Consider the following 13,068-nt stretch of genomic DNA (forward strand, 5'->3'; position numbering starts at 1 on the left):
AATATGAGTCATGAATTGCGTACTCCCCTCAATGGCGTTTTGGGTTACGCCCAAATTCTACAACGGGATCCACAGATAACTGCTAAACAAAAAGACCAGATCAACCTTATTTATAAGTGTGGCAACTATCTACTCCATCTGATTAATGACATTTTAGACTTATCCAAAATCGAAGCTCGGAAAATGGAACTGTTTCCGACAGAAGTTCATTTGCCGTCCTTTCTGATGGAAGTTGTAGAAATGTGTCGCGTCAAAGCCCAGCAAAAAGAGATTGCTTTTAGTTATCAACCCTCATCCCATCTCCCAGAGGGTATCCTGGCTGATCCCAAACGATTGCGACAAGTTCTGATTAATCTTTTGGGAAATTCTATTAAGTTTACTGACCATGGCGGAGTCACCTTTAAGGTAGACGTTATCAGTAACCACCAAGCAATTACTACTATCCAATACCCCCTAGTCAAACTTAAATTTATAATTAAAGATACTGGCATTGGGATGACCCCAGAACAACTGGAAAAAATCTTTTTGCCCTTTGAACAGGTGGGGGATGTTGAGCATCGTGAACAAGGCACTGGGCTTGGATTAGCGATTAGCAAAACAATTATCAATTTGATGGGAAGTGCTATCAATGTTGAGAGTACTTATGGCCAAGGTAGCCTTTTCTCGATCGAGTTAGAGTTACCGATTGCTACAGCTGTGATTGACAGTAAGCAAGCCTCCACCAAAACTATTATAGGTTGTCAGGGGAAAGCACGGAAAATCTTAGTAGTAGATGACAAATGGGAGAATCGCTCTGTAATTGTGAATGTTTTACAACCTCTGGGATTTGAACTGTTGGAGGCCAGTAATGGGGTTGAGGGTTTGGAAAAAGCCACAGAATGTAACCCTGATCTAATTATTACTGACTTGGTGATGCCGGTGATGGATGGCTTGGAAATGATGCGACGTCTGCGCTCATTAGATCAATTGAAAGATCTGTTGATTATTGCTTCATCTGCCAGTGTTTATGAGTTAGACAAGCAACAGAGTTCGAAGGCAGGCTGCGATGATTTTATTCCCAAACCAGTGGACGTAGCCGAATTACTGGAAAAATTAAAACAGCATTTGCAACTGGAATGGGTGTATGAAGACTTCATGCCAAAACCAGAAACTATAACAGATGCTGGAGCTGAAGAAATCCAGCTAGATGCCATTGTGCCTCCCCCATCTGATCTCCTAATCCTACTTTATGACTTTGCTAAGAGAGGTAGTGTGTTTGACATCAAACAAGAAGCTGAAAAGCTAGAACAATTAGATGCTAAATTTGTTCCATTTGCTAAGATTATTTATAAATTCGCTAAGGAGTTTAAGGTGAAGGATATTAGGAAGTTTATCGAAGAGTATATCGATTAATTATAATTATAATTGGTGGAATTTAAAATAGTAAAAAGGCAAGAGGCAAGAGGCAAGAGGCAAGAGGCAAGAGGCAAGAGGCAAGAGGCAAGAGGCAAGAGGCAAGAGGCAAGAGGCAAGAGGGAAAAACTATTATGTACATTAGGTGCGACCCGTGGCGAATTTAATTCTTATATCATGTCAGGATAATTACCCTTATAAAAATCTCCGCCATCTCCCCATCTGGCCATCTCCCCACACTCTTTCAAGGGTAGGTTTTTAATAAACTGGACAAAAACGCGATACTCTCGAAGAGCTGCTACGGAAACACAGCGATGAAGAAGAATCAAGACTACCAAAAAGGCTCCTGCAATGGGTGTTGAATGGATGGCCACCCCTGGAAAAATCGATAGTTTTAGCCCTTGATGCATAGAGGCTTTTCAGCTTGCGAACAAACTGGTACTCTCTTGAGCACAGCACAATAATATATTTTTGTTCTAGCAAAGCACAAATTTTCAATGATACGCAACATTTTCAGTCCCCAATTCCTAAGGGGCCGTGTGCGGAACCTGCGTCCGCACTTTATGCGCCCCGTCTCCCGCGCTTGTCTTACTGGCAGTGCCAGACGCTGGTTAACACGACTATAACGGGAGTCCCCTTGGGGAAGAATGATGGTATCGAATGGGTTCACCGATTGAGTGTAAGTTCATTGATATGTTGCCGGGGAGGTTGGCAATGGCACCAGACTAAAATGACTGACCCCCAACGCGCTGAGCGTCATTGGTTGGCGATTGCGATTGCCACCTTGTGGGTTGTCAGTGTTGGAGGGGAATCTGATGCTGATCTATGCTCCAACGACTCAGAACAGTTACCGGCAACCCCTCTCGAGAGTCCAAACTCTGACAGCAGTACAGCGAATCCCCGGGTTTTGAGCTGTTTTCGTCGGGGCATGAAGCGTTATTCAAGCTGCTCTACTCAATCATCTTCCCTTACCGATTGGTCAATTTTTTCCCGATTTTTCTCCAAGTATCCCTGTTCTCTCCTCAGCCCTTTATCTTAAAAACCTACCCCTGAAAGCTACTCCCTACTCCCTACTCCCTACTCCCTACTCCCCAAAAATTCGTACCTCACATAATTGAAAACTGCTATACTATGAGTCGTCTTTACTTCTTAATTAAATCCAGCCTGATTCTAGGCATGGGATTATCACTAATACCATCGGCTGCCCCAGGGATTACTCTTGCTCAGAAATCTGTAGATGGAACAGGACAAATAACGACTTCACAGGTAAAGATTGTTAAGGTGGGAGTGATGGCAATTCGGGGTGTTGACCATACCAAAAAAAAATGGCAACCGACCCTAGACTATCTCAGTGAAACCATTTCCGGCTATGTCTTCCAACTTGTACCACTAGGGTTTGACACCATCGAAGAAATAATAGCTAACCAGGAGGTGGACTTTGTGTTGCCTAACCCTGGAATGTATGTAGAGTTGGAATGGATTTATGGGGCACGACGAATTGCCACCCTAAAAAATCTACGCCTAGGCCAGCCTTACACCCAATTTGGAGCGGTTATCCTGCGTCATGCGGATCGCAATGATATCCAGGATTTAAGGGATTTACGGGGCAAAACCTTTATGGCCGTCAGTGAAATTGCCTTTGGGGGCTGGCAAATGGCATGGGAAACTCTGTTAGAAGCTGGAGTTAACCCCTACCGTGACTTTCCAGCGCTCCACTTTGGTGGTAGCCATGACGCCGTGGTCTACGCTGTTCGTGATGGTATTGTCGATGCTGGCACTGTCCGCACTGATACCCTCGAACGTATGGCACAGGAGGGCAAAATTAATCGAGATGACTTTGTGATCCTCAATCAGCAAACTCAATATCAGGACACTTTCCCTTTTGCTCTGAGTACTAAACTTTATCCAGAATGGCCCTTTTCTACACTACCCCATACCCCAATGGAGTTAGCGGAAGAGGTTGCGATCGCATTAATAACAATGCCTTCTGAGCACCCAGCCGCCAAAGCTGGTCGTTATCAGGGCTGGACTATCCCCGCCAACTACCAAGCTTGTCACGAAACCTTACGGAATCTGCGGGTTCGTCCCTACGAAGATTGGGGAAACGTGACTCTGGGTCAAGTCATCCATCACTACCGCTATTGGCTCTTATTTGCTGGTGTTTCCTGTTTTGGATTTAGCTATGGTCTAGTTTATCTGGCTGGCCGTAGGCGAATCGAAGCAGAACTGCGAAAAGCCAATGCTTTACTCGAAATCCGGGTCTCCGAACGTACAGTTGAGTTCAAAGCAGCTAAAGAAGCGGCTGATCAGGCTAATCACGCCAAAAGTGAATTCCTGGCGAATATGAGTCATGAATTGCGTACTCCCCTCAATGGCGTTTTGGGTTACGCCCAAATTCTACAACGGGATCCACAGATAACTGCTAAACAAAAAGACCAGATCAACCTTATTTATAAGTGTGGCAACTATCTACTCCATCTGATTAATGACATTTTAGACTTATCCAAAATCGAAGCTCGGAAAATGGAACTGTTTCCGACAGAAGTTCATTTGCCGTCCTTTCTGATGGAAGTTGTAGAAATGTGTCGCGTCAAAGCCCAGCAAAAAGAGATTGCTTTTAGTTATCAACCCTCATCCCATCTCCCAGAGGGTATCCTGGCTGATCCCAAACGATTGCGACAAGTTCTGATTAATCTTTTGGGAAATTCTATTAAGTTTACTGACCATGGCGGAGTCACCTTTAAGGTAGACGTTATCAGTAACCACCAAGCAATTACTACTATCCAATACCCCCTAGTCAAACTTAAATTTATAATTAAAGATACTGGCATTGGGATGACCCCAGAACAACTGGAAAAAATCTTTTTGCCCTTTGAACAGGTGGGGGATGTTGAGCATCGTGAACAAGGCACTGGGCTTGGATTAGCGATTAGCAAAACAATTATCAATTTGATGGGAAGTGCTATCAATGTTGAGAGTACTTATGGCCAAGGTAGCCTTTTCTCGATCGAGTTAGAGTTACCGATTGCTACAGCTGTGATTGACAGTAAGCAAGCCTCCACCAAAACTATTATAGGTTGTCAGGGGAAAGCACGGAAAATCTTAGTAGTAGATGACAAATGGGAGAATCGCTCTGTAATTGTGAATGTTTTACAACCTCTGGGATTTGAACTGTTGGAGGCCAGTAATGGGGTTGAGGGTTTGGAAAAAGCCACAGAATGTAACCCTGATCTAATTATTACTGACTTGGTGATGCCGGTGATGGATGGCTTGGAAATGATGCGACGTCTGCGCTCATTAGATCAATTGAAAGATCTGTTGATTATTGCTTCATCTGCCAGTGTTTATGAGTTAGACCAGGAACAGAGTTCGAAGGCAGGCTGCGATGATTTTATTCCCAAACCAGTGGACGTAGCCGAATTACTGAAAAAATTAAAACAGCATTTGCAACTGGAATGGGTGTATGAAGACTTCATACCAAAACCAGAAACTATAACAGATGCTGCATCTGAAGAAATCCAGCTAGATGCCATTGTGCCTCCCCCATCTGATCTCCTAATCCTACTTTATGACTTTGCTAAGAGAGGTAGTGTGTTTGACATCAGACAAGAAGCTGAAAAGCTGGAAGTATTAGATGCTAAATTTGTACCCTTTGCTAAGGTTATTTATAAATTCGCTAAGGAGTTTAAGGTGAAGGAACTTAGGAAGTTTATCGAAGAGTATGTCGATTAACTCAAGGGGTGACAAGAGAGCTGTAAACTAGAGATAATAATGGTTTAAGGTAACCTTTTGCCAAAAAAAACGGGAAGTCTCTGTAGCCTCCCCAAAGCAAATATGTTTCCTGGCCTTTTGGCCTTTAGGCCACGCTACGCGAACGGTCACGCTACGCGAAAAATTCTACCAGACTGTGTTGGAGACTCATCTGACTCCTTGCCCTGGGGGGGCGATAAGTCGTCCTAGAAGGCAGACTGTATCAGGCTTTCAGTCCTCATACCTCTGAAATTATCGGGCAATTTGTGGCGATAAAAACGAAGTAATTCTCGAATTAGTTCTGGCACAAAATACATCGTTTTGACCCAGTTGTTACCATGCAATCCAATAGTAAAACTGCTGTGTCATTGGGTTTGCTCTTGGAGTTGACACCGGACGAGTAACATAAGAATCAGAAGTTAATTGGTATTTCCCTTCCTGATCGGATTCAACCAAACCATTGTTGGTCAAGAAACGTAGAAGATGCAGTAGAGCATTCTCATTAACCTTAGTCCAATACTATCTCGCCTATGGTACAACAACCGCTAATTATTCTGTTCAAGGTATAGTTTAATTTTTTCTGCTATAACTTGAACGTGGGGGTCATAATTCATTGTAATATGGTTGCCACCAACCGGGTAGATCTCTATCCCGGAAGCAGCTAGATCCATCCAGGAGTATTCTGGATGTTCGGGGTCATATTTTTCACGTCTGTCTTGGGCACGGAAAAAAATGATTTTTCCAGGATATATACGTGGCCTGTAGTTCCACATTGCCTCCATGTTCGCCTTGAAGATTCGAATTATGTTGCGAGTTGTCTGGATCTGAAAATCATTGGGCACTAGGTTAGCAATCTTTGCTTGCTCCAAAGCATATATTACTTGTTCTTCAGCATTGCCCTGCTCTGGCATGGAGTTGAGAGAAATAAAATTTTTGTCTAACTCCAATAGGCTTTCAATAATATAAGTGGCGATCGCTGTTTCATTTTCTAATTTCAGGCCCATTTCACCGGGACCGGGGGTATCGATCATGGCAAGCACTGCTACCTTTTCACCTTCCGCATGTAGTTGCTGTGCCATCTCGAAAGCAATCATACCTCCAAAGGAAGCACCTCCGATAAAATATGGACCATTCTGCTGAATAAAGCGCATTGCTTTGATATATTCAGCCGCCATCTTCTCAACATTGGTAAGTAATTCAGTTTTTTCATCTTTTTCATCTAAATCAAGTGATTGGAATCCGTAAACTGGTCGCTCTGATTCCATACAACTAACTAAATCCCGATAGAAGTACACTTGTCCTCCAATGGGATGGGCTAAGAAAAAAGGCTGTTTATTATTGTTTCCTGCCTGAATTTTAACTAGATAGGAGGGAAGCGCCGTTGGTGGTTTTTCAGAAGCAGAGGTGAGTGCAATTGATTCAAGAAACCCGGCTATGGTGGGATGATCTAGTAGGTTATTAACAGATAACTCCATTTGAATATTTTCCTTTAAAGCAGCAATTAGCTGAACTGCTAGTAGGGAGTCTCCTCCCAAATCAAAGAAATCATCGTAAATGCCTACATGCTCTATTCCTAATAATTTTTCCCACCTCTGGGCAATCTGCCTTTCCAGCTCATTGCGGGGAGCTACATAAGCGTTACTCAGTTGCGGTCGTGGATGTACTTGTTTCGGTAGATATTTATGTTCTGTTTCTTCCAAAGAACTCAGAAATGTGCTCATACTGCTTTGTTCTAGGCGAGACAGTAAATCTTGTGTCGATACAAGAACTTGAGGTAGTCCGCTCCCGAGAATGCGGTCGAACACCTCTATGCCTTCTGTAGGTAATAATCCGAGATTATGGTCAGATGATAATAATTTTTTATTTTGTAAATCTCTTTGAACTAGACCAAAATCTACAGGTTTGGGGTGCTTTCGGGTCGAACTAGATGCAATCAGCCCCCTTACTTCTTCTTTATCCTGTAGAGAAACCACAATTTTCCCAATATGCTTGGCTCGCGCCATGTATTCAAAAGCGGTAGCTACTTCAGGAATTGGGAATATCTTCAGGGGAAGAGGAGTTAAATTCCCATCTTGGAAGTTTTTTACAACTTCCCGCAACATGGAATTGAAGTTAGGTGATTCAGTCCCTAGGTTGATAACAAAGAAAGATATACCCTTCTCAAAAAGCTGTAAATTTAACTGGCTGTTTTCATAGATATCCCGCTTGCCAATTTCCAGAAAGCGTCCAAATGGGGCTAGAATCGAAAGGCTTTTGGGGATGAATTCTCCTGCTAAGGAGTTTAACACAACATCCACGCCCCTGCCCCCTGTAAATTTCATGAGTTCATCGGCAAAACTCAGAGACCTTGAATCCATTATCTTTTCTATACCAAGAGAACGCAGAAAATCTCGTTTTTCGGCGTTTCCAGCCGTGGCGAAGATGTCTGCTCCTATCATCTGGGCAATTTGTACGGCAGCCATACCAACACCACCTGCTGCTGCATGAATCAGCACCTTTTCATTCTGGCCTAGTCTACCCAATTCGATTAGGGCATAGTAGGCTGTCATAAAAGCTATGGGAATAGTTGCTGCTTCTTCTAAACTCATACCATTTGGTTTGGGAGCTACTGATGAGGCGGAAACTGTTGTAAATGCGCTAAAACAGGAAGGGGCAAAAGCAATCACTTCGTCTCCTATTTCCAACTCGGAAACTCCTTCTCCCTTGGCAACAATCTTGCCAGCACACTCCAAACCGAACTTTACAGATGTATTGGGTGGAACGGGCAACACCCCTAGTGCTATAAGTACTTCCTTGAAGTTTAGACCAGTGGCACCAACCTCAATTTCCACTTCACCTAGACCAGGTTTCTGGCGTGATGCTGATTTGAATGTTAGGGTATCTAACAAACCTGGAGATACGATCTCCAAACAGAAGTTATCGCTTTCAGAAACCTGAGGTGTTTTTTTCAGTTCTTCAAGATTCATCATCTATCCTCCTAAGAGTATATTCTTCAATTTTAACTAGAGCGGTTCCCGCCTCATCAAAAATCACAATATTGAATTTTATGGTTTCCCTTCTGGACTCTTGATTATCTGCAGATATCATATAGCTATATATCTTTGCAGACAAAGGTTTTTCGAGGCTCAGTTTTTTATAAAAGAATGGCAGATAAGCTCCTTGGTTTTTCCCAGCAGCGAAACCTGTAGCTGCATCCAATAAGGCTGGATGTAGCTCATAATTATTGAGATCGGCAGCAAATTCTGCCGGTAACTCCAGTCTGGCAAACCCACTATTTTTTCCAAGTTTCACTTGTTTAATATTTTGCCATCTGGGACCAACTTTTATCAATCCTTTTCGAGCGCTCAATTCTTTCTCGGTAATAATTATATCTTGTTCATTGCATTCTTGCTCGATCTTTTTGATGTCATATTCTGTCTCCGGTTCTGCATCTATACCAGCAATTTCTCCTCTGCAATGTTCGAGCCATTGCTCTGGTTCCAGGTCGGACTTGCTCATAATCACAAATTCAAACCAATTCCTCTTTTGCTTTAGAATAGTGCGAACTTCTACTTCTGCATCATCTTCTACTATCAAGGGTCTGAGAAAATATACTTCCCTCAATTCAATGGTTTTGTTATTGGCATGGGGTGCAAAAGCAGCTCTTGCCATTTCTAGGTAGGTTGTTCCTGGAAGTGTTGGCTTATCCATGACCTTGTGTTCGTTCAGAACCCAGTGCTTAAGAACGCTAAAGTATGAAATATATATCTCTTGCCCTTCTCCGATAATACATTTGTCGAATAAAGGATGCGCTACTTCTTTGTCTTGAGGGGTTTTGGTAATACTCATAGTCTCTGATCTTTGCTTGGCTGCTTCTGCTGCCATCCCAACTTCTTGCCAACCATCCCAGTTTATCGCTACAGTAAGCATGCCATCTTTTGCACTTTTATACTGAGCGAAAGCGTCCATAAAGGCATTTGCTCCACAGTAGTCTATCTGCCCAAATACACCCATCATCGAATTGAGTGACGAACACAGAACAAAGAAATCCAGTTGAACATCTTGGAAAATAGCATCCAGAACCACAGTCCCCTTTACTTTAGGTTCTAGAATGCTTGCTGCTCTTTCCCTTGTTTTTCGAGCGATCGCGCCTCCACCAGGAACTCCAGCGGAATGGATGACACCATTAATTGAACCAAATCGCTCCTTTGACTGAGTGATAGCAGCTTGCATTTGTTCTGGGTTGGTAACATCGGCACTGATAATTAAAACTTCGGCACCAAGAGCTTCGATATTCTGCAATTTCTGAATCTTTTTGCTTGTGGCATCCCTTTCATCACTCGTAGCTAGCCATTTTTTCCACTCGTCTTTTGGAGGAAATGGCGATCGCCCTATGAGAATCAGTTTTGCTTGTACTGCCTTTGCCAAATGTTCAGCTAGAGTAAGACCAATGCCTCCGAGTCCACCTGTAATTAGATAAACTCCTTGTGGTTTTAATCGTGGGGTGGCTTTGCCCTTTTCCTCTAATCTAACTGGCTCGTAGGTTTGCACCCAGCGATCGCTCATTCGGTAGGCAACAATTTTCTCCGATTGCTCGATCGCCAATTCCAATCCGATTTGCTCTATCAGTATTTCTTCCTCTGGAGTTCCACGGTCTGGAAGCACCACATCAATACCCCTACAAATTATATTAGGATATTCTTGCCCGATAGTTATAATTGGTCCTGTTACAGTTGCTTGCTCTGGGTTTAATAAAGCTTCGTCGCCAATTTTCTGCATATTGTTGGTCACTACCCCTAGCAGCAATTCGCCACTAATCTGCTGTCTTCCCAGTGCCTTGGCAAGGAACAACAAGCTGTAAAAGCCTAGATTTTGTGACTTTTCCACCCACTCAATTTCTGATTTATCCTTACTCTTAGGGGCAACACTCCATAAATGAAGGATAGTTTTTGGGTACTCGTCCCGTTCATGCAGTTCTTGACATAAGGCGTGATAGTCATCCTCTTGTTCAGGATTAAGATTATAGAGGCGATCGCTTAGTTTTTTAAACTCCGTCCCGACTCTGACTGTAATAACATTCTGACCATCCCTTTCCATTTTTTGCACTATTTTGTCACCCAACCCAAACTCATCAGCAAACACGAGATGCGTAGTGGGGATAATAGGCTTAGTATTATTAATATTAGAGCGTTTCCAAGATGGAATATAAAACCAGTCTGCCAGATCTGTTTTTTTCTCAAGTCTGGATGGCTTCGGTTGTACATTCTGCTTTGGAGTTTTTCCATCACCAATCCAGTAACGCTGGCGCTCGAAAGGATAAGTAGGTAAGGGAATGCGGTAACGTTTTTGATGGTTGTAAAATCCTTCCCAATCTACCCGTACCCCAGCTAACCAAAGTTGACCCAATGTGTGGAGCAAGAAATCTAGATCAGAGCGCTTTTCTTGCGGATGGCGTACTGAAGTTAGTAAAATCTGCTCGTCTGCTTTATCTGGATGCCGTTTAGCTAAACTACTCAATGTCCGTCCTGGTCCGACTTCCAATAAGATTTGGGAACGATTGCGCAAAAAATGCTGTATACCTTCAGCAAAGCGTACCGGTTGACGTAGATGTTTCGCCCAATAGTTGGGATCTGTTGCTTGCTCTGCTGTAATCCAAGTGCCTGTAACATTGGAAATATAAGGAATTTGTGGAGGATGCAACGGTATTTGTTTAACATGCTCTATGAATGGCTCTAAAACTGACTCCATCATCTGAGAATGAAAAGCATGGGAAGTATGGAGACGACGAGACTCTACCTTTTCTTCTGATAACTGCTGCTGCAAAGTATCGATCGCCTCTGTTGGACCAGAAATGACACATTGGGATAACCCGTTAATAGCAGCCAGGGAAAGTTGATGATTTAGAAAATTTTGGCACTGGTGTTCTGAGAGAGATACAGCTAGCATTGCTCCTGGTGGCTGTTGCTGCATCAATTGTCCCCGTTTCGCCACCAAAGCGAGAGCATCTTCCAAGGAAAATACACCAGCAAGAGTAGCTGCCACATATTCACCAATGCTGTGTCCAATCATTGCTTGAGGAGACACGCCCCACTCTTGCCATAAAACGGCTAAAGCATAGGAAACTACAAATAGTGCTGACTGAGCGATCGCAGTTTGTTTAAGTTCTGATGCTTTTGCTTGAGCCTCTTCTTGGTTGGGATAAAGGATGGAGCGTAGGTCAATTCCTAAGTGGGGAATAAGTAATTCTGAACAAATATCTACCTGAGCGCGAAAGGTTGGTTCTGTCTGGTATAGTCCCTGCGCCATATTGACATATTGGGAACCCTGACCAGAAAACATGAACACTACAGGTCGTTCAGTAGGCTCTTTGTAGTTAGTTAAAAATGGTTGGAGTTCCGGAGTGGAAAGTGCTTTGAGGGCATCATTTATATCTTGGCAGACTAACATTCGGCGATGCTCGAAGGCTGTACGACCTACTTGCAGAGTATAGGCAACATCTGCAAGGTTAATGTCTGGATGCTGTTTTAAGTGTGCTGCGAGGTTAGTCGTTGCCGTTTCTAAGGCTGAATTTGTTTTAGCAGAAAGCATCAACAACTGCCAGGGTCGAGATGTTGAGGATGGTTCTAAAGTGGGAGCTTCTTCAAGAACTACATGAGCATTTGTACCACCAATACCAAAAGAACTTACTCCGGCCCGACGAGGTGTTCCATTGGTGTTCCACTCCGAGAGAGTAGTATTAACGTAGAAAGGGCTATTAGCAAAGTCAATGGTGGGGTTCGGTGTTTCAAAATTCAGGCTTGGTGGTATTTTCTTGTGTTTGAGGGATAAAACAGTTTTGATCAAGCCAGCAACTCCTGCTGCTGCATCTAGATGCCCCATATTGCTCTTTACCGAACCAATACCACAAAAACCTTTTTTTTCGGTAGTCCCTCGAAACACTTTGGTTAAAGCTGCAATTTCAATGGGGTCTCCTAGGGGAGTTGCAGTTCCATGAGCTTCTATATAAGTAATTGTTTCCGGGTTAATCCCAGCTATTGACTGGGCTTCAGAAATCACTGCTGCTTGACCTTCTACACTAGGAGCAGTGTAGCCAACTTTTGACGAACCGTCGTTGTTGATAGCAGAACCTTTAATCTGGGCATAGATGTAGTCGCCATCTGCGATCGCATCTTCTAATCTTTTCAAGACCACAATACCCAAGCCATTACCACCTAAAGTCCCCTTAGCTTTAGCATCAAAAGTTCGGCAATGTCCATCAGGAGACATAATCATTCCCTCTTGATATAAATAACCTGTTTTTTGAGGAACGTGAATGGAAACACCACCTGCTAAAGCCATATCGCATTCACCAGTGAGTAAGCTTTGGCAAGCTAGATGAACGGCAACTAAGGAAGTGGAACAAGCAGTTTGAACTGTAATACTCGGTCCGGTTAAATTTAGTTTGTAAGAAACCCGCGTTGATAAGAAATCATGACCATTCCCCAGAAGAAATTGATAAGCGTTTCCTGGTTCTGAATTTTCTAGATGGGGATAGATATTGTTGCGGGCGTAACTGTTTTCACTCAGACCAGCATAAACTCCTATAGCACCCGAATAAGTTTGTGAGTCATAACCAGCAACTTCTAGTGCTTCAACCGCAGATTCTAGAAATAAGCGTTGTTGTGGATCGATAATTTCAGCTTCTCTAGGATTATAGCCAAAGAAATTAGCATCAAAGAGATCGATATCTGAAGCTACAGTTCCTGCTTTAACATAATTCGGTTTCTTTAACAAGGTAGGGTCGATCCCTTCCTGCAATAATTCTTGTTCAGAGAAAAAGTCAATAGACTCCACACCCTCTTGTAAATTTTTCCAGAAAATATCAATGTCTTTAGCCTGGGGAAAGCGACCAGAGATGCCAATGATGGCGATGGCTGAATCATCAATACTATTTGTGGTAATCATTGT

The 13,068-nt window shown here is 43.1% G+C and carries 7 protein-coding genes; 4 read left to right on the forward strand and 3 right to left on the reverse strand.

All coding sequences use genetic code 11. The features are described from left to right. Window positions 1-1,392: ATP-binding protein (locus tag F6J99_RS15020; RefSeq protein WP_293113624.1), on the forward strand; the 1,392-nt coding region annotated here is incomplete at its 5' end. A gap of 170 nt (window positions 1,393-1,562) precedes the next feature. On the opposite strand, the gene F6J99_RS15025 is transcribed toward F6J99_RS15020, so the two are convergent. Then, complete coding sequence (locus F6J99_RS15025) at window positions 1,563-1,802, reverse strand: hypothetical protein (RefSeq protein WP_293113625.1); 240 nt, start codon at window positions 1,800-1,802, stop codon at window positions 1,563-1,565. Between the two features lie 320 nt (window positions 1,803-2,122). Here F6J99_RS15025 and F6J99_RS15030 point away from each other — a divergent pair, with 320 nt between their 5' ends. The 3 genes from F6J99_RS15030 (at window position 2,123) to F6J99_RS15040 (ending at window position 5,352) form a co-directional block, all read left to right on the forward strand. Further along, a complete protein-coding gene (locus F6J99_RS15030; RefSeq protein ID WP_293113626.1) occupies window positions 2,123-2,431 on the forward strand; it encodes a hypothetical protein in 309 nt (102 codons plus the stop codon). A 92-nt stretch (window positions 2,432-2,523) separates the two neighbouring features. Further along, window positions 2,524-5,124 carry a PhnD/SsuA/transferrin family substrate-binding protein gene (locus tag F6J99_RS15035; RefSeq protein ID WP_293113627.1) on the forward strand — a complete coding sequence of 867 codons (2,601 nt, stop codon included), beginning with the start codon at window positions 2,524-2,526 and terminating at the stop codon, window positions 5,122-5,124. Between the two features lie 102 nt (window positions 5,125-5,226). Next, window positions 5,227-5,352 carry a hypothetical protein gene (locus F6J99_RS15040; protein ID WP_293113628.1) on the forward strand — a complete coding sequence of 42 codons (126 nt, stop codon included), beginning with the start codon at window positions 5,227-5,229 and terminating at the stop codon, window positions 5,350-5,352. A 335-nt stretch (window positions 5,353-5,687) separates the two neighbouring features. Here F6J99_RS15040 and F6J99_RS15045 read toward each other — a convergent pair whose 3' ends face one another. Both F6J99_RS15045 and F6J99_RS15050 read right to left on the reverse strand, forming a co-directional pair. Further along, entirely contained in the window at window positions 5,688-8,108 is a 2,421-nt protein-coding gene (locus F6J99_RS15045) for a thioesterase domain-containing protein (RefSeq protein ID WP_293113629.1), read from the reverse strand. Next, a complete protein-coding gene (locus tag F6J99_RS15050; RefSeq protein WP_293113630.1) occupies window positions 8,098-13,065 on the reverse strand; it encodes a type I polyketide synthase in 4,968 nt (1,655 codons plus the stop codon). Before F6J99_RS15050 ends, F6J99_RS15045 begins: the two co-directional genes overlap by 11 nt. Between the last annotated feature and the right edge of the window lie 3 nt (window positions 13,066-13,068).

The organism is Moorena sp. SIO4G3 (assembly GCF_010692305.1).
GTDB lineage: Bacteria > Cyanobacteriota > Cyanobacteriia > Cyanobacteriales > Coleofasciculaceae > Moorena > Moorena producens_A.